The sequence below is a fragment of the Rhizobium subbaraonis genome, assembly GCF_900220975.1.
GTDB classification, from domain to species: domain Bacteria; phylum Pseudomonadota; class Alphaproteobacteria; order Rhizobiales; family Rhizobiaceae; genus Mycoplana; species Mycoplana subbaraonis.
In genome coordinates this window covers 86,170-104,582 of the sequence record NZ_OBQD01000014.1, presented here as the reverse complement: position 1 = coordinate 104,582, position 18,413 = coordinate 86,170, and the positions used below count along the sequence as shown (strand labels likewise).

The window sequence follows — 18,413 nt, the reverse complement described above, 5'->3', positions numbered from 1 at the left end:
CATGATCACCGAAATCAAGGGCCTCCATCACGTCACCTCCCTGGCTGCCGATGCAGCAAAGAACAACACCTTCTTTACCGATACGCTCGGCCTGCGCCGGGTGAAGAAGACGGTGAACTTCGACGAACCGAGCGTCTATCACCTCTATTACGGCGATGAAAACGGTTCGGCCGGCACCGTCATGACCTACTTCCCCTTCCCGGACATCATGCGCGGTCGCGCAGGCGTAGGCGAAGTCGGCGAAACCCAGTTCTCCATTCCGTCAGGTTCTCTGCCCTTCTGGAAGGAGCGGCTGATCGCCCAGGGCGTCAAGGGCCTCCAGGAAGATACGACCTTCGGTGCTCGCAGGCTTCGCTTCGACGGGCCGGACGGCGAGGGCCTGGCCCTGATCGAAACGGAGGGCGACCTCCGCAAGCCCTGGACCGGCGCCGGCATTCAGGACGAAACGGCGATCCGCGGCTTCTCGGGTGCAAGGCTGCGGCTGCACGAGGCCGACGCCACCGCCGAGCTGCTCGGCTTCATGGGTTACCAGAAGGCTGAAAGCGAAGGCAATGTGACGCGCTTCATCATCCCGGGGGGCAATGGTGCCGATGCCATCGACCTCGAGGCGCTGTCGCAGACCTCCTATGCACGGCAGGGCGCGGGCTCGGTGCACCACATCGCCTTTGCGGTCGACGATCGCGCAGCCCAGCTTGCGGTCCGCAAGGCGCTGATGGACACGGGATACCAGGTGACGCCGGTGATCGACCGCGACTATTTCTGGGCGATCTACTTCCGGACACCGGGCGGCGTGCTGTTCGAAATCGCCACCAACGAGCCCGGTTTCAACCGGGACGAGGATACGGCCCACCTCGGCGAAGCCCTGAAGCTGCCGACCCGCTACGAGCCCTACCGCGAAAGGATCGAGGCACACCTTACACCGCTGGCCGCCTGATCCCGCTCTTCCATGTATTATCGATGGCTGCCGACGAGTTCGGCAGCCGGCCCATCCCCCGCCACTGAAATCGTCGCTCCTGCGACAGCCCGCTCCAGAGGAGAAAGCAAATGTCCAAGCTCGAAGTCCTGACACCCGCAAACAGCCAGCTCATCTTCATCGACCAGCAGCCGCAAATGGCGTTCGGCGTACAGTCGATCGACCGTCAGGCACTGAAGAACAATGTCGTGGGGCTTGGGAAGGCTGCGAGGATCTTCGACATCCCGACGACGATCACGACAGTGGAGACTGAATCCTTCTCCGGCCATACCTATCCGGAACTGCTGGCCGTCTTCCCGGAAAACGACATTCTCGAGCGCACCTCGATGAACTCCTGGGACGACCAGAATGTGCGCGATGCCCTTGCCCGCAATGCCGCCAACGGTCGCAAGAAGGTGGTCGTGTCCGGCCTTTGGACCGAAGTGTGCAACACCACCTTCGCACTCTCTTGCCTGAACGATACCGATTACGAAATCTACATGGTGGCGGACGCCTCCGGCGGCACCTCTGTCGACGCACACAAGTATGCCATGGACCGCATGGTCCAGGCCGGGGTCATCCCGGTCACCTGGCAGCAGGTCCTGCTCGAATGGCAGCGCGACTGGGCCCGCCGTGAAACCTACGATGCGGTCACTTCGCTCGTGAAGGAGCATTCGGGCGCCTACGGCATGGGCATCGACTACGCCTACACCATGGTTCACAAGGCTGCCGAGCGCGTCACCCACGGTAAGCGGGTCGGTCCGAACCCCGCGAAATAATCCCGAGACCGTCGCCTTCATCGAGCGGTTAAGCCCTTACTGGAATCGTACGCGGCATCTCTGCCGCGTTCGTTCCGGCCCCGGCCGAACAATCTCGAGCAACGCAGAGGCCGCATAGCTGCATTGCACAAAAAATGTTTTCCATCTGGTCAAAAAACGATCATAGTGCCTGCAGCTGATGCACATGGCGGTTTTCCTCCCAGTGCCGCCGCAGCAGCTGTTCCCCTCTGGAGGTTTTTGACCTTCACACTTTATGGGCCTCGGTTTTCCGATGGCCCATTTTTTTTGCCTCAATCTTGATCTGGCCGGCGAGGGGTGTTCCGCACCTGACGACCGTGGGAGGCATCAATCTGCCATCCGGTGCCGGCCAATCGGCAGCATGATCGGCCGACCGGAAGTCGGGTCTATGATGATGCGGCTCTCCAGGCCGAAGACTTTGCGCACGATTTGTTCGGTCAGCACGTCTTCGGGTTTTCCGCAGGTGTGCAGACGTCCATCCGCCATTGCGACGAGAAAGTCGGCATAGCGCGCCGCCAGGTTGAGATCGTGCAGGACCATCACGATGGTGGTTCCGCGCGACTGGTTGAGATCTGTCAGCAGGTCCAGCACCTCGACCTGGTGGCTGATGTCCAGGAACGTGGTCGGCTCGTCGAGCAGAAGCACTTCCGTCTGCTGCGCAAGCGCCATGGCGATCCAGACCCGCTGACGTTGTCCGCCGGAAAGTTCGTCCACCGGCCTTTCCGCCAGCTCTACGGTTTTCGTCGCCTCGAGCGCAGCCGCCACGGCCTCGTCATCCTTGCGCGTCCAGCGCGAAAACATCGCCTGATGGGGATGCCTTCCGCGGCTGACAAGGTCGGCCACCGATATGCCTTCCGGAGCGATCGGAGATTGGGGCAGAAGGCCGAGCGTTCGCGCAAGTTCGCGCGGCGGGGTCCGGTGGATCGACTTGCCGTCGAGAAGCACGTGCCCTTTCTTCGGGGAGATCAGGCGCGACATCGTCCGCAGCAACGTAGACTTGCCGCAGGCATTGGCACCGACGATCACGGTAATCCCGCCGGGCGGAACGGCGAGGTCCAGCCCTTCCAGAACAACGCTGTCGCCGTAGCCTGCCGACAGCTCATGTGCGGTAAGCGTGCGTATGGTCATAGCGAGCCTCCGGCGCGGTTGACGCGCACGATCAGGAAAATCAGGTAGGGCGCCCCGAGCGCGCCGGTAATGACGCCCACCGGATAGCGGCCGGGCAGCAGGAACTGTCCGCAATAGTCGCCCGCCAGCACGAGTGTGGCGCCGATCAATGCCGACGGAATGAGAAGCGATCCGTTGCTCCCGACGATACGGGCGGCGATCGGCCCGGACAGGAACGCGACGAAGGCGATCGGCCCGGTTATCGCCGTCGCGCTGGCGATCATCCCCACAGCGGCAACGATAATCAGGACGCGCGTTCTGGCGACCGGAACGCCAAGAGCGGCCGCCGTGTCCTCGCCGAGCCTGAGGGCCTCCAGGTCGCGCATGCGGGAAAGCAGCAGCCCCCCGAAGACGGCCAACGCCAGAACAAGCGGAAGCGCCTGCCCGAGCTGCGCGCCGTTGACGCTGCCCGTCAGCCAGCGCATCGCCTCCTGCAGGCTCCAGGCAGGGGCGGTCGACAGAATGTAGGCGATGAAGCTCTCCAGCATGGCCGACACGCCGATGCCGATCAGAATGAGCCGGGTTCCGGCGACCCCGTTGCGATACGACAGCCCATACACCAGAAGCGCCACACCAAGGCCGGCCAACACGGCAAAGACCGGGACGACTGGCCCCTTCAGCTGCAGAACGACGATGGCAAAGACGGCGGCGGCACTCGCGCCCAGACTGATGCCGATGATGTCGGGGCTTGCCAGCGGATTGCGCAGCATGATCTGGAAGGCGACGCCGCCGAGGCCGAAGCTCAGACCCGCCAGGATCGCGAGCAGGGCACGCGGCAACCGCAATTGCCCGACAGTGAAGCTCGCCCCCGGCACGTCCTTGCCGAGCAGCACGCGAATGACGTCCGAAGGAGGCGTGAAGGACTGTCCCAGCGAAAGCGTCAGGATGAACAATGCCGCCACAAGGGTCAGAAGCACCGCAATCGCGAACCTGTAGCGTCGAACGCGGCGGTTGCGGCCCTCGGTGAGCGCCTCTACGATCGGGGATAGCATCGTCACAGCTCCCGAACCCGCTGCCGCCGGACGACCCAGATGAAGAACGGCGCACCGACGAACGCCGTCACGATGCCCACGTCCAGCTCCGCCGGACGGGCGATGATCCGCCCGACGATGTCGGCGCCGAGAAGCAGACAGGCACCCGCCACTGCTGAAAACGGCAGCAGCCAGCGGTGATCGACCCCCACCAGCAACCGGCACAGATGCGGGACTACCAGCCCGAGAAAGCCGATCGGCCCGCAGACGGCCGTCGTGGCGCCGCACAGCAGGATCGCGCCGAAGGCGGCGAACGCCCGGGCCAGCGCGACGCGTTCGCCGAGACCGGCGGCAAGGTCGTCGCCCAGGGCCAGCGAATTCAGTTTCCGCGCCGAGAGCAGGCTGATGATGAAGCCCGCGACAAGAAACGGCAGCACGTGGGACATGCGCTCGAAGGTCGCGCCGCCCACGCCGCCGATCTGCCAGGCGCGGATACCGCCTGCAATGTCGTTGCGTGGCAGCACCAGGGCGATGACCAGGGAAGAGAACGCGACCGAGGTGGCTGCCCCAGCAAGCGCCAGCTTCAAGGGCGTGGCTCCGCCTCGTCCCAGCGAACCGATGGCGTAGACGAAGACCGCCGAAGCGCCGGCTCCCAGAACGGCTGCAAAGATATAGGCGTCGGCCGAGGCGATGTTGAACCAGGCCACCCCGACAACCACCGCCAGCGACGCACCCATGTTGACGCCGAGGATACCCGGATCGGCGAGAGGATTGCGCGTAACACCCTGCATGATCGCTCCGGCCAGGCCGAGGGCCGCGCCCGCAAGAAGCGCCAGCAGCGTCCGCGGGATCCGCATCGCGACGGCGGCTTGCGCGATGGTATCTTCCCGGCCACCGATCGCAGCGACAATGTCGGCCCAGGCGACCTCCCGCGTTCCGATCGCCACGGAGAGGATGCAGAGCAGGACAAGTACCGCGGCAACGACCGCCAGCCACAGCATCCTGTTCCCACCCGCTCGCGGGGCGACGGCCCCGCCTATGCTTTCGGAGATCATTTCGCCGTTCCGGCCGCTTTTACCGCCGCCGCGGCGAGCAGATCGACGTAGTCCTTCAATACCCAGGATATCGAAAGCGGCGTCGGGTTTGCGGCCGTGCCTACCGGATTCTGGCCGAGCATGACGATGGCGTCACTGGCAACGGCGGGCATCTTCGAAAGCAGCGGATCGGCGCGCACGGCGTCGAGCAGCGGCTGCCCGCCATAGGTGACGACTATGTCGACGTCATCAAATGCGTCGACCCGCTCGGCGCTGACACCTGCCGCGAACTGACCGGGCGTCGTGGCTTCGACGACGCTCTTGGGCGCGTGCAATCCAAGGTCTGCAAAGAACTTAACGCGGGTGTCGTTCGCCGTGTAGAAATTGACGATGCTCAGGTTGTTCGTGTCGAGATGCGTCACGAACATGGCCGACTTTCCCTTTAATCCGGGATGCATGGAGAGTGCGCGGGCGATCTCGTCTTCGATGCGTGCGATCAGCCCTTCGCCCTCTGCGGACATGCCCAGACCAGCGCTGTTCAGCCGGATCATCTCGCGCCAGTCCGTCGACCAGGGAGATTGCGGATAGGCGACAACCGGCGCGATCTGACTCAACGTGTCATAGTCGGCCTGGCTGAGGCCGGAGTAGGACGCGAGGATGACATCGGGATTGGTGGCGGCGACCGCCTCGAAATCGATACCGTCCCCCTCGTCGAACAGGACCGGCTTGCCCGCGCCCAGTTCATCCAGCTTTTCCGACACCCAGGGGAGAAGCCCGTCACCGTCGTCGTCGCCGAAATTGGCCGCGGCAAAACCAACGGGCACGATCCCGAGCGCAAGCGGAACCTCGTGATTGGCCCAGGCGACGGTCGCGACGCGCTCGGGTTTCCTGTCGATGGTCGTCGTTCCCAGGGCATGCTTGATGACGATCGGGTAGGTCGTGCCTTCGCCCGCCCAGGCGCAGCCGACCGCCGCAATCGTCAGCCACACCGCAGCCAGTGGTAGGGAAAAACCAAAGATGCGCAGCATTGGCAAAGCTCTCAGTCCGGTTTAAGTGGACTTTCAGTTTCAGGTTCAAAAAGTCCCGTCAAGCCTGCGGCCAGGCACGATGCCACAGAGCGGCAAACTTTCCGGGGTTTCCTACAAAGACACGGAAAATTACAATACCGGACAAAGCTTCTCAAGTTATCAGCCGGTCAAGGTGGTTCCAGTCGTCTACTTCATGTCGACGCCTGGTCCCTCAATGCGCGGGCATGCCCCGGGCCTGATCTTCAAGAAAACCGTGCGGTCGCGCCGGCAACCGCAACATCAATGTCTGGGAATTGATCATGAGCAACGAATCGAATGGCGGCCATCAGCGGCAGGCGCGCATGCGCTATCGCGACGCGCTCCTTCTGGGTACGGCACTAATCGCCTTGACGCCGACCGGTTCTCACGCCCAGGAAGCCAATAGGTCCAATAACGCCACCGTACTCGAAACGATCACCGTCGAGGGAGCAGACGGAGACGACGATTCCAAGTCCATCGTCGCGACCACGACGTCGAGCGGCAGCAAGCTGCCGACCGACATCCTCGATACGCCCGCTTCCATATCGGTGATCACGGCCAAGGAAATCCAGGAACGCGGCGCGGAAACAATCGAGCAGGCCCTGCAGTATACCGCTGGCGTCACTGCGGACTTTTACGGCTCGGACGACCGCTACGACTTCTTCACGATCCGCGGATTTGACGCCTACACCTATCGTGACGGCCTGCCACTGGGCAGCTCCTTCGGCGGCGTGCGCGAAGAACCCTATGCCTATGAGCGCATCGAAGTGCTGAAGGGAGCGAATTCCACCGTATTTGGCGTGTCCGATCCGGGTGGCTCGGTCAACTACGTGACCAAGCGGCCGAAGAGCGAGAAGTTCGGCGAAGTCTACGCCACCGGCGGCTCCTATGACCGCGCCGAAACCGGCTTCGACTTCGGTGACAACCTGACCAGCGACGATACGCTCTCCTATCGTTTCACCGGCAAGTTCAAGGACGCCAAGGCGGAATACGATTATTCCCGGGACGACGAGAAGTTCTTCATGGGGGGACTGACATGGCGGCCTACCGATGCGACCAGTCTCACCGTCGTCTACGATCGCCTCGACCGTGACGGCGTTCCCGGCAGCGGCGGCCATCCGGTCGGAACGAACTTCGACAGAAGCCGCTTTTTTGGCGAGCCGGATTTCAACTATCGCGGAACCGACCGGGATACCGTCAGCGTCATGCTCGATCACGACTTCGGCTCGGGGCTGACATTCAGCTCCAATGCGCGCTACAGCGACACCAGGACCGATTTCGGCTACGCCTATCTTTCCGCCACGCCGACCGACGGTTCGACGATCGCCGACCGGTCTTTCTTTGCCAACGACTATTCCGCCAGGAATTTCGTCATCGACGCGCGGCTGCAATACGAGGCAAGTTTCGACAATGTCGAGAGCCGCAGCCTGGTGGGCGTCGAGTACAATGACCTATCCTCCGACAACGACACCTACTGGGGACCTGCGCCCGGCATCGACTGGAACAACCCGGTCTACACCGGAGCGCCGTCGTCGCTCGCGTTGATCGACAGTATCGGCAGCGATCAGACCACCAAGGCAATCTACGTCCAGCAGGATCTGACCTTCGCGGAGCGGTTCATCGCCACTGTCGGACTTCGCAACGACTGGATCGATACGACGCAGACGAACAGGCTCACCGGCACTCCCGCAAAGGGCGATAACAGCGAGTTCACCAGCCGGGTGGGGCTCACCTACAAGGTGACGGAACAGATCGCGACATATGCCAGCTATGCGCAGTCGGTCGCGCCACCTGAGATCGGTGTTGAACCGGAGCGCGGGGAGCAGGTCGAGGTCGGCGTGAAGTACCGCCCCGACGAGTTCCCGGCCTTGTTCAGCGCAGCCGTGTACGACCTGACGAAGAACAACATCACCGTGACGAATCCCGACACGCTGCTGCCGTCCACAATCGGCGAGGTTCGGGTCCGCGGTCTGGACCTTGAGGCAAAGGCGGAGCTGAAGAACGGCTTCAGCCTGATTGCCGCCTACTCCTATCTCGATTCCGAGATTGTCGAGAACGGTTCCGCCGGCAACGAGGGCAACCGGATGCAGCTCGTGCCGAAGCATATTGCCTCGCTCTGGCTCAACTATGAGCTCGAAGGCAACGGAAGTCGCGGGGATCTGACCGTCGGCGCGGGCGCACGCTACACGGGCTCGTACTACTTTACCGCGGAGAATATTAACGGCACCGGAGGCAGCGTCGTCTTCGACGCGGCTGCCACCTACAAGCTCGCCCAAAACACCGCACTGGAGTTGAATATCAGCAACGTCTTCAACAAGAAGTACGTGGCCAATGGCGGTTTCGGAGCCGATTTCTACAATCCGGGCCGCACGATCTTCGCCACGCTACGCCAGACCTGGTAAGGCGGATCCGATCGGCCCATCCGAATCCATTTCGGATGGGCATCCCAAGCGGCACAAAAGGGGACTAGCGGGTCTGATGCAAGCGCCGCCAGGCGGCCGGGGTTTCGCCTGCGATCTGCCGGAACACTTTCGTGAGATGTGCCTGATCGGAAAAGCCGAGCTGGGCGGCAACGCCGGCGATGGTCAGCTCGCTCTCCGACAGGAGCTTCTTCGCAAGATCGATCCGCCTTCCCAGCTGCCATTGCAGCGGCGTCTGGCCGGTGGTCTGCTTGAAGACGTTGGCAAACCAGCTTTCCGACAGGCCGACCGTACCTGCCATTTCGGCAACCGTCATGCGGCAATCGCCGCGGCCGTCGATCCGCGCCACGAGCTTGTTCATCTGCCCCTGGGTCAGCCTGCCATTCGTGTGCGCGTCGTCGGGCGTGGGGATGTCGAGAAGGCCGGCAACGATGCTGCCCACGAGGCTTTCAGTATACACTGCATGCTTCGACGGGTTTGCCACTTCGCTGACAAGTAGCCCCGCCAGGGTCTCGATCGCTCCGACATCCTGGATTTCGACCGGGCGGCGCAGGGCCGACAACGCGGCCGACGCCCCCACGGACGGTGCCAGGAACCGAAGCAGCCGGTCCTTGTGGAGGTGCAGATCCAGGTGGGAAAAGCGATGCGCGGCGGTAAACCTCGTCCACATGGGGACGCCGGCGGGCACGTAGATCGCCCGCGTCATCGGGCGATGGTGCCGCTCGAATTCGGCGTTCCGATTGGATATGCGGATCTGGGAGGACACATCGTTGAAGAAAATCACGATGCGCGGATCGGGCGAGAGATAATAGCCACTCGCTCCTGAATGAGCCTCCGCGTCCCAGAAGACGCCGACGAGACCGTCCAGCCCCCGCCATCTGACCGGCGCATTCAGCCGGATGCCTTCGGTGTGGCACGTCATGGAATGACGGTAGTTCAATGTCGCAAGCCGTCCATATCAGATAGGCGAGGCGCAATATCTGCTTTGACGGGTCTCGCGCCGAAGGATGTCATCCCAGTCAACTTTTCGAACTGCATTTCGGAAACAATACGCCGATCACGGCCTATAACATGATAACGATTATCATGTTTTGTAGCCGTCGCAAGCTTTTTTGCCCCTTGGAAAGGGTTCACAGAAAGCGCCAACTGATTGCCCCCGTGATTGTCTCCTCGCGGCAGCAGAGCAAACCTCCTAGTCGGGCTGCGGCGCGAGTTCGGCATGTCCTATCTTTTCATCGCCCACGATTTGCCGGTAATACGGGACTTCGCCAATCGCGTCATCGTCATGAAGGCAGGCGAGATTGTGGAGGAGGGCACCGTGCGCCAGATCTTCGAGGCTCTTGAAGAGTCCTATGCCCGTGCGCTCCTCGCGGCCAGCCTCGATCCGGATCCCGAGATCCAGGCCGCCCGGCGCGCTGCACGCAACCCTGAAGAAGGACTCGTTCCCGCATGAAGCCCGACGTACTGGTCGCCTATCCCCTTCGTCCCCGCCAGATGGCGATGCTGGAGGAAGCCTATTCTGTTCATCGCCTCGATCTTCTGACCGGCGACGCGAGGGACGCCCTGCTGGTCGAGGTCGGCCCCAAATGCACCGCCATGGTCGTGAACGGGCACGTGACAATCGACGACACCTTTCTTGCAAAGCTACCTGCGCTGAAGCTCGCCGCCTGCTCTTCGGCCGGCTACGACCAGATGGACGTCGGCGCCATGACGCGGCGCGGCATCACCTTGACCAATACGTCCGATGTGCTTCTCGACGACGTCGCCGACATGGCATTGCTCCTGATGCTCGCCGCGCGACGCCGGCTGGTGGCGGGTGACCGCTATGTCCGCTCCGGCGACTGGGGCCGCCTCGGCATGATGCCGCTCACCACCTCGACGGCCGGCAAGAAGGCAGGCATCGTCGGCCTCGGACGGATCGGGCTTGCGATCGCCAGACGCTGCGAGGCCGTCGGCTTGACGATCGGCTATTACGGCCGGTCGCAGAAGGCCGGGATCGACTATTCCTACTTCGACGATCCGGTGAAGCTGGCCGAATGGGCGGACATCCTGCTCGTGGCAACGCCCGGCGGCCCGGAGACGGAGGGACTCATCTCCGCCGCCGTGCTCGACGCGCTCGGACCTTCCGGCAGCCTCGTCAACATCTCCCGCGGGACCGTCGTGGACGAACCGGCGTTGATCCGCGCCCTGCAGGAAGGGCGGATCGCTTCGGCCGGGCTCGACGTCTATCTGAACGAGCCCAATCCCGATCCGGCCTTCGCTTCGCTGGACAATGTGGTGCTCTATCCGCATCACGCCAGCGGCACGGAGGAAACGCGGGATCGGATGGCGCGACTCGTCATCGACAATCTGGCGGCGTTTTTCGCCGGCAGGCCGCTGCTGACGCCGGTCAACTGACGACCAGCGCGTCGCCAGGGGTCAGGCGAAGCAGTGGGGAAACTGTCACAAGACAAGCCAACAGAACGGCTCCAAATAGCCGCGACACGTCTTAAGCTCGCCCGTCATCCCCCGGCTTTGACCTTGCGCTCCGTGGTGCGGACTGCGCGCCGTTTCCAGAGTTCCGTCGCGTACGCCACCGCCGCGTCAAAATGGGCGGCATTACCATTTTTCAGAGCCATCAGCGCGACGGCCGCCGTCGTTACGATGACCGTCTCCGCCGCCTCGTCGCGGGCCGCCCCGCGCCAAACGGCATGCCAGTATTCTCTGGCATTCATCCCGGTCGGCATGAGGCGCGCGGGGGTCGGCCGCATCGGAACGAACGTGTCGACTGCCTCACCATCGACCAGCCGATGGATGACCGTGGGACGGAAGGGCGCGAACTGCGCAATGTCGCGGGTGTTGCCGACGATGGCGAGGTTCGGGATGCCCAGCAGCTTGGCCGTGTCGCGCTGGATGTCCTGGCTGGACGCGCGTGACACCCCGAGAACGACTGCGGGTGCCGAAAGCGGGTTCAGCAGATGCGTCATCGCGTTGATGGGCAGACGCATCTCCAGTAGCGGATAAAGCCCGATAAGGCGCTGTAGTTGCGGGGCGAAGGCGGCCAGTGGCATATAGGCAATGCCTGCGTCGTCCAGCGCGCGCTCTGCCCCCTCTATCGACGAGCACACCGGTATTCCGGTCAGCTGGGCGGCGAGCTCGAGCTTGCCCGCCTCCGAGCCCGCCCCGAAATGGCCATGCAGGAGCACGCGATACCCGGCCGAGGCCACGAGCCTTGCCGCCTGGATGAACCAGGGCGCTGTCCTGACCTTGGGAGAAATGTAGGCCGGCCAGTCGAGGTCCGCCCGGCTTGCGGCCGCTTCCTGCGCTCCCATCTGCAGCCGTGCCGCACGAATGAAGCCCGCCAGCTCCGTGGCCGTTGCGCCCCTGAACTGCAGGGTCGACAGCAGCGCCCCGATTTGGAGAAGGTCGGCCTCGCCGCGCAGGATGATCCCCAGCGCATCCTCGGCTTCATCGATCGCCAGCGGCCGGCTGTGCCCCTGCCCGGCGCAGGTGGTGGCGATGTATTTTGCAAGACGACGTTGCGGATTGGCGTTGTGGCCAATTCCCGCCAGTTTGGTCGCAATCGAAATCGGCGTCGGTGCGCCTTCAAGGACGTCGTTGGGTTGAACGGCAAGCGGCGGCGCCTCGATCAGCGCCGGTCCCTCCCAACCGATGGAAGGATCGTTCCCGGCGGGTTTCGGAACGGCTGCCGGGGCAAAAAGACTGTCGACCTCGGTCGCAAGTGCGCGAAGCCGCAGGCGCACGCTATCTGCGAGCGGCGTCGGCCGCAGCCCCTTTCCCGTCCGCAGAAATAGGGGGTCGCCGTAGATTTCGCGCAATTGCCCCAGCATGCGGCTGACGGCCGGGCTCTGCAGGCCCATGCTGGCTGCGGCCCTTGCCACGCTGCCCTCCCGCATGAGCGCATCGAACACCATCAGCAACCGCAGGTCGGCGGGACGGACCGATCGCTTGGGCTCTGATTTTTCCTGGACTTTGCTCATGGTGATCCCCGACGTCGTACGATGCGATTTGCGATTTTTCGAATTTATAATGAGTCTAAAACAACCGCGTTGCCCGTTCGGTTCGCACTAAGTAACTGGATAAAAAATCTCCAGTTTAAACGTCGCGAATGACGTGAATGTGAAGTCGGGGCGCGGTTGAGAATGAATGGCAAGAGGGTAGGGGTCTCGAATGGAGGCCAAGGCGCAGCAGTTTTGAAGAGGCTGTTCGGGGCCGCGATGGCCGGGACGTTCCTGGCGACCCCGATGGCTGCAAGAGCCCAGGAGACTGCCGAGAACGCGGTGACCGAACTCGAGCAGGTCGTGGTAACGGCGTCGGGCTTCGAACAGAACGTCAAGGACGCGCCGGCAAGCATCACCGTGGTCACCCGCGAGCAACTCGAGAAGGGGCAGTTCCGCGATCTGGCCGACGCCTTGCGGAATGTCCAGGGCGTAACGGTGACGGGCGTAGCCAACGAAAAAGACATCTACATCCGTGGCCTGCCCGGCAACTACACGCTGATACTGGTGGACGGCAAGCGCCAGAGTACCCGCGACGCACGCACCAATGGCAATTCGGGCTTCGAACAGAGTTTCGTTCCCCCGGTGCAGGCGATCGAACGGATCGAGGTGGTGCGCGGCCCCATGTCCTCTCTCTACGGGTCCGACGCCATGGGCGGCGTCATCAACATCATCACCCGGAAGGTCGGCGACCGCTGGTCGGGTTCGGTAAGCACCGACGCAACGATCCAGCAGCATTCCCGCTACGGCAATTCCGGCCAGGCATCCTTCTATGTTAACGGGCCCCTGCTGCAGGACACGATCGGCATGCAGTTGTGGGGGCGCGGGCTCAAGCGCGGCGAGGACAACTTCCTGGGCGGCATTGCCGGCAATCGCGACCACGACCTCACCGGCAGGCTGACATTCACGCCCAACGAGGACCACGACATCTATCTCGAGGGCGGTACCGCGACGGTACGGCGCGACCAGTCAGCGGGATACACGCTCGAGGAGCTCGCGAACGGAAGCTATAACGACAACTCCCGCGATCACTGGTCGCTGTCGCATACCGGGCGATGGGGCTGGACCACGTCGGAATTCTCCATCCAGCAGGAATGGGCGCGCCGGGAGACCTACACCTACGCGCCGGCCGAAGGGCGACTTGCGATGAACCCGCGCTCGCCCGAGGTTCGCAATACCGTCATCGACGGCAAGTTCACGACGCCGTTCGAGCTCTTCGGCACGCACACGCTGGTCACCGGCGGACAATATTTCGAAGCGCGGCTCACCGACCAGAACCCGGGCCTTCGCGACGGACAGAACCACACCTTCTCGGCAACGCAATGGGCGCTATTCGCAGAAGACGAATGGCGAATCATAGACGATTTCGCCCTCACCACCGGACTTCGGTCCAACTATCATGAAGAGTACGGCAATCACCTCAGCCCGCGCATCTACGGCGTCTGGGACGCAACGAGCGAACTGACGGTCAAGGGCGGCATCTCCACCGGCTTCCGCGCGCCCGACATCCGACAGATCGCACCCGGCTATGCTTATACGACCGGCGGCGGAGGCTGCTACTATGGCTCTCCGAGCACGCTGCCGCCCGGGACCAACCCATGCGGCGTCATCATTGCCGATCCCTCGCTGAAGGCAGAAACCAGTACCAGTTATGAAGTCGGCGCCCTCTGGGACAACGGCGACGTCGAGCTGGGCGCGACCTACTTCTACACCGACTTCGACGACAAGATCACCAATGCCCGCGTCCTGGATGCGAGCGGCAATCCGGTGCGCTGGAGCGAAGACCCCAACTACGTCCTCTGGTACAACTACAACGTCGACAGCGCGGTGATCCAGGGCGTCGAACTGACCGCCAGCTGGTACGCCACCAGCGACCTCGTCCTGCGGGCAAGCTACACCTACACCCATTCGGAGCAGAAGACCGGCGACTACATGGGCTTCCCGCTGGCGCGCACGCCGGAACATGCAGGCTTCCTGCGCGCGGACTGGACGACGCCGGTAGAGGGCCTCGGCGCCTGGGCATCGGCAAACTACCACGGCTCCGAGATTGCCGCCGGCGCGCGCATCGGCAGCAACGGAGAGGTCGTCTCCATCAACGGTATCGAGGGCAGGAAATATGGCGCCTACACGACCCTGGATTTCGGCGTCAATTACGCGCTGAACGAGAGCGTCACCGTCAGCGGCGCCGTATACAACGTGTTCGACAAGGACATCGAGCAGACCGATTTCAACACGGTGGAAGAAGGACGTCGTTTCTGGGTCAGCATGGCCACCAAATTTTAACCATTCGACACGAATTCAGAGCCGCAGAACGAAGGGCTGAAACATGATCCGTACCAAACTCACGAGCCTGCTTGTCACGGCATTTGCGGTCGCCTCGCTGGCGCTCCCGGCCAAGGCCGACGACATAGTGGTCAAGCACAGGCAGGGCGAGACGACCCTGGCTGCCACGCCTGCCAAGGTGATCGTGTTCGATATGGCGAGCCTCGACACGCTGGACGCCCTCGGGGTCGAAGTCGCCGGCGTACCCGGTGGCCGGAAGCCTGAATATCTCAAGGCCTACGAAGGCGAGAAGTATGCCAAGGTGGGAACATTGTTCGAGCCGGACTACGAGGCCGTCAGTGCCGTAGCGCCCGATCTGATCATCATCGGAGGCCGGTCGGCCGCCAAATATGCCGAACTTTCGCGCATTGCACCGACGATCGATCTCTCCGTCGATGCGAAGGCTTTCAAGGCGAGTGCCGAGGAAAATGTCCGCACGCTTGGCGCGCTGTTCGGCAAGAAACCTGAGGCCGAGACCCTGATCGGCAAGCTCGAGAACTCGGCCGCCGCCCTCAAGGAGAAGGCGAAGGGAGCCGGCAATGGCCTGCTCATCCTGACCACCGGCGGCAAGATGAGTGCCTATGGCCCCGGCTCCCGCTTTGGCGTGCTGCACGACGACTATGGCGTGGTTCCGGCAGCCACGGATCTCAAGCCCGGCAAGAGCAGCAACCACGGACAGGCGATCTCCTTCGAGTTCATCCTGGAGACCGACCCGGACTGGCTGTTCGTCATCGACCGCGATGCTGCCATCGGGCAGGAAGGCACGGCGGCCGCAACGTTCCTCGACAACGAGATCGTACGGCAGACCAAGGCCTGGAAGAACGGGCATGTGGTCTACCTCGATGCGGCATCGTGGTATGTCGTCGGCGGGGGCATCCAGTCGATGCAAAGGACGATCGACCAGCTGACCACCGCCTTCGCGGGCGAGTGATCATCAAAGCATTTGGCAGTTCCGGTCGTCCGCTCCGAGCGGACGGCCGGATCGCTTTTTTTCATCCTTGTCGGGTCCTCCATTGAAGTTCGCCTCAGCGCTCCTGATCCTGGTCGCCCTTGCCGCCGCGAGCATGTTTTTCGGCGTCAGCGACGTCACGCTCGCGTCGCTTTCGGCAGGGGACGGCAAGACGTGGCTCGTCCTCCTCGACAGCCGCATTCCGCGGACGCTCGCGCTGATCTTTGCCGGCGCGGGGATGGCGGTGTCGGGGACCATCATGCAGATGCTGGCGCAGAACCGTTTCGTCGAACCGTCCACGGCGGGCACGGTGGAATCGGCCGGTCTCGGCATTCTGCTGGTCATGCTTTTCGCACCAGGGCTTCCGGTCTATGCCCGCATGCTTGTCGCGACGTTCTTCGCAATCGCCGGCACCGCGCTCTTCCTTGCAATCCTGCGGCAGATCCCCTTGCGGTCGGCGCTGATGGTACCCTTGGTCGGGATCATGCTCGGCGGGGTCATTAGCGCCGTCACGACGTTTCTCGCCTATCGTTTTGATCTCCTCCAGTCGATGGGCGCATGGACGACTGGGGACTTCTCTGCCGTTCTGCGCGGACGCTACGAACTGCTCTGGCTGTCCATGGGCCTGACCGTGGCCGCCTATTTCGCCGCCGACCGGTTCACCGTCATGGGCATGGGCGAGGCCTTTTCCAGCAATCTCGGTATCAACTATCGCCGCGTGGTCATGCTCGGCCTGGTGATCGTCGCGATGGTGACCGCCTGCGTCGTCGTGTCGGTGGGCATGGTACCTTTCGTCGGACTGATCGTCCCCAACGTCGTCAGCATGGCGCTTGGCGACCGGCTCCGCCGCTCGCTTCCCTGGGTGGCCATGTTGGGCGCCGGACTCGTCCTTGCATGCGACATCATCGGACGCAGCGTCATCGCGCCCTTCGAAATCCCGGTGGGAACCGTACTCGGGGCCATCGGCAGCGCGTTCTTCCTCTATCTCGTGCTGCGGAGGAACAGTCGTGCAGCATGATGGGCGAAGAGATTCCAGGGCTCTGCGAACGCTCGTGTTGACCGGCGGCCTCGCAGCGCTCGCCTACATCCTGTTCATGACGCTTGGGGCGAAAGGCAACTGGAGCTTCGTGCTTCCCTTCCGGGCCACCAAGCTGGCGGCGATGCTCCTGGTCGCCTATTCCATCGCGGTATCGACCGTTCTTTTCCAGACGATTACCAACAACAGGATCCTCACGCCCTCCATCATGGGCTTCGATGCGCTCTATGTGCTGATTCAGACCTGCCTCGTCTTCGCGCTCGGCGCCGGCACGGTATCCGCCCTCGATCCCCGCGCCATGTTCGTGTTCGAATGCACGATCATGATCCTGTTTTCTTGCCTGCTCTATCGCTGGCTGTTCTCGAGCGGCCCGCGCAGCCTCCACCTCCTGATGTTGGTCGGCGTGATATTCGGGGTGTTCTTTCGCAGCGTCTCAGGCTTTCTGCAGCGTGTGATCGATCCCAACGAATTCATCGTTCTGCAGGATCGCCTGTTCGCAAGCTTCAACGGCGTCGATCCGAGCCTGCTCGGCATCTCGGCAGTTCTCGTCGCGGCAGCCAGCCTTGTCGCGCTGCGCATCTTCCACAGGTTCGACGTCATGGCGCTGGGCCGCGATACGGCGATTGGTCTCGGGATCGATCATCGCCGCACGACGCTGGCCATCCTCGTCATCGTCGCCGTTCTCGTTTCTGTTTCCACGGCGCTGGTGGGACCTGTCACTTTCTTCGGCCTGCTCGTCGCAAGCCTCGCCTACCAGATACTGCCGACGAGCCGTCATCGCCTCGTCCTTCCGGTCGCCGTCTTCATCGCCACAGCGACGCTCGTCGGCGGGCAGCTCGTGCTCGAACGGATCTTCGCCTTCGACACGGCGCTCGGCATCATCATCGAGTTTGCGGGCGGACTCGTCTTCCTCATTCTTCTTGTCAGGGGAGCTCTTCGATGATCCGAATCGAGCAGGCCACCAAGCGCTACGGCCAGACATGCGTCGTCGATGGCGTCACCCTCACGCTACCCGCCGGCGGGGTCACCTCGATCATCGGGCCGAACGGAGCAGGGAAATCCACGCTGCTTGCGATGATCTGCCGTCTGCTTGGCATGGACGGCGGAGCAATCTCGGTGGGAGGGCTGGATGTGACGAAGACGCCCGGCGATGTCCTGGCGCGGCGCCTGTCAATCCTGCGCCAGGACAACAGCCTGACCGCGCGGCTGACCGTCCGCGATCTCGTTGCCTTTGGTCGCTACCCTCATTCGAAAGGGCGGTTGACGGGTGACGACGCGCGCCTGATCGAGGAGGCGCTTGCCTATCTCGACCTGAAGCCGCTGGCCGACCGATTCCTGGACGAGCTCTCGGGCGGACAGCGCCAGCGCGCGTTCGTGGCCATGGTCCTGTGCCAGGACACCGAGTACATGATGTTCGACGAACCGCTCAACAATCTCGACATCAAGCACGCGGTGACGATGATGCGGCTCTTGCGCCGGGCCGCCGACGAGCTTGGCAAGACGGTCGTCGTCGTCCTGCACGACATCAATTTCGCCTCCTGCCATTCGGACCGGATCGTGGCCATGCAGGACGGCCGCGTGCTTTGCCAGGGCACGCCCCAGGAGATCGTCAGGCCCGACATTCTGGAGGCGATCTATGGAACCTCCTTCGTCGTGCAGGAGATCGGTGGCAAGAGGATCGCCACCTATTTCGAATGACGGCCGATCTTCGGCTACCAATG

Annotated in this window: 15 protein-coding genes and 1 pseudogene; 10 read left to right on the top strand and 6 right to left on the bottom strand. The window is 63.0% G+C overall.

The annotated features are described in order from the left end of the window. The first annotated feature begins 1 nt into the window (after position 1). Positions 2 to 934, top strand: a complete 933-nt coding sequence (locus CRO48_RS21055; protein WP_097141887.1) for a ring-cleaving dioxygenase — start codon at positions 2 to 4, stop codon at positions 932 to 934. A 110-nt stretch (positions 935 to 1,044) separates the two neighbouring features. After that, complete coding sequence (locus tag CRO48_RS21050; protein WP_097141826.1) at positions 1,045 to 1,731, top strand: hydrolase; 687 nt, start codon at positions 1,045 to 1,047, stop codon at positions 1,729 to 1,731. A gap of 345 nt (positions 1,732 to 2,076) precedes the next feature. Here CRO48_RS21050 and CRO48_RS21045 read toward each other — a convergent pair whose 3' ends face one another. From CRO48_RS21045 to CRO48_RS21030, 4 genes are read right to left on the bottom strand one after another with little or no spacing between them, the layout of a single operon-like run. Further along, positions 2,077 to 2,877 carry an ABC transporter ATP-binding protein gene (locus CRO48_RS21045; protein WP_097141825.1) on the bottom strand — a complete coding sequence of 267 codons (801 nt, stop codon included), beginning with the start codon at positions 2,875 to 2,877 and terminating at the stop codon, positions 2,077 to 2,079. Beyond that, positions 2,874 to 3,908, bottom strand: coding sequence for a FecCD family ABC transporter permease (locus tag CRO48_RS21040; protein WP_097141824.1), 1,035 nt, complete (start codon positions 3,906 to 3,908; stop codon positions 2,874 to 2,876). The genes CRO48_RS21045 and CRO48_RS21040 overlap by 4 nt, the downstream gene beginning before the upstream one ends. A gap of 2 nt (positions 3,909 to 3,910) precedes the next feature. Beyond that, positions 3,911 to 4,888, bottom strand: coding sequence for a FecCD family ABC transporter permease (locus CRO48_RS21035; RefSeq protein WP_245423617.1), 978 nt, complete (start codon positions 4,886 to 4,888; stop codon positions 3,911 to 3,913). A 50-nt stretch (positions 4,889 to 4,938) separates the two neighbouring features. Then, a complete protein-coding gene (locus CRO48_RS21030; RefSeq protein ID WP_097141822.1) occupies positions 4,939 to 5,949 on the bottom strand; it encodes an iron-siderophore ABC transporter substrate-binding protein in 1,011 nt (336 codons plus the stop codon). A gap of 299 nt (positions 5,950 to 6,248) precedes the next feature. Between CRO48_RS21030 and CRO48_RS21025 the strand changes: the two genes are divergently transcribed. After that, on the top strand, positions 6,249 to 8,369 hold the full coding sequence (locus tag CRO48_RS21025; RefSeq protein WP_097141821.1) for a TonB-dependent siderophore receptor: 2,121 nt from the start codon (positions 6,249 to 6,251) through the stop codon (positions 8,367 to 8,369). A gap of 64 nt (positions 8,370 to 8,433) precedes the next feature. Here CRO48_RS21025 and CRO48_RS21020 read toward each other — a convergent pair whose 3' ends face one another. Next, the gene (locus CRO48_RS21020) at positions 8,434 to 9,327 is read right to left on the bottom strand and encodes a helix-turn-helix domain-containing protein (protein ID WP_210202012.1); all 894 of its coding nucleotides are present in this window, start codon (positions 9,325 to 9,327) and stop codon (positions 8,434 to 8,436) included. A 249-nt stretch (positions 9,328 to 9,576) separates the two neighbouring features. On the opposite strand from CRO48_RS21020, the pseudogene CRO48_RS21015 reads away from it, so the two are divergent. Further along, positions 9,577 to 9,840, top strand: a pseudogene (locus CRO48_RS21015) (ABC transporter ATP-binding protein); the annotation flags it as partial. Beyond that, positions 9,837 to 10,784 (top strand): 2-hydroxyacid dehydrogenase, encoded by a 948-nt coding sequence (locus CRO48_RS21010; protein WP_097141819.1) that lies wholly within the window; start codon positions 9,837 to 9,839, stop codon positions 10,782 to 10,784. The pseudogene CRO48_RS21015 and the gene CRO48_RS21010, both read left to right, overlap by 4 nt. A gap of 104 nt (positions 10,785 to 10,888) precedes the next feature. Here CRO48_RS21010 and CRO48_RS21005 read toward each other — a convergent pair whose 3' ends face one another. Beyond that, on the bottom strand, positions 10,889 to 12,367 hold the full coding sequence (locus CRO48_RS21005; protein ID WP_097141818.1) for a glycosyl transferase family protein: 1,479 nt from the start codon (positions 12,365 to 12,367) through the stop codon (positions 10,889 to 10,891). A gap of 264 nt (positions 12,368 to 12,631) precedes the next feature. On the opposite strand from CRO48_RS21005, the gene CRO48_RS21000 reads away from it, so the two are divergent. From CRO48_RS21000 to CRO48_RS20980, 5 genes are all read left to right on the top strand, one after another. Further along, positions 12,632 to 14,668: a TonB-dependent receptor domain-containing protein gene (locus CRO48_RS21000; RefSeq protein ID WP_245423609.1), complete on the top strand. Its 2,037-nt coding sequence runs from the start codon at positions 12,632 to 12,634 to the stop codon at positions 14,666 to 14,668. A 43-nt stretch (positions 14,669 to 14,711) separates the two neighbouring features. Beyond that, positions 14,712 to 15,638 carry a siderophore ABC transporter substrate-binding protein gene (locus CRO48_RS20995; protein ID WP_097141816.1) on the top strand — a complete coding sequence of 309 codons (927 nt, stop codon included), beginning with the start codon at positions 14,712 to 14,714 and terminating at the stop codon, positions 15,636 to 15,638. Positions 15,639 to 15,720: 82 nt separating this feature from the next. Then, positions 15,721 to 16,674: an ABC transporter permease gene (locus CRO48_RS20990; RefSeq protein WP_097141815.1), complete on the top strand. Its 954-nt coding sequence runs from the start codon at positions 15,721 to 15,723 to the stop codon at positions 16,672 to 16,674. A 22-nt stretch (positions 16,675 to 16,696) separates the two neighbouring features. Next, complete coding sequence (locus CRO48_RS20985) at positions 16,697 to 17,635, top strand: iron chelate uptake ABC transporter family permease subunit (RefSeq protein ID WP_407071947.1); 939 nt, start codon at positions 16,697 to 16,699, stop codon at positions 17,633 to 17,635. Then, entirely contained in the window at positions 17,632 to 18,390 is a 759-nt protein-coding gene (locus CRO48_RS20980) for an iron ABC transporter ATP-binding protein (protein ID WP_097141814.1), read from the top strand. Before CRO48_RS20985 ends, CRO48_RS20980 begins: the two co-directional genes overlap by 4 nt. Positions 18,391 to 18,413 lie beyond the last annotated feature (23 nt).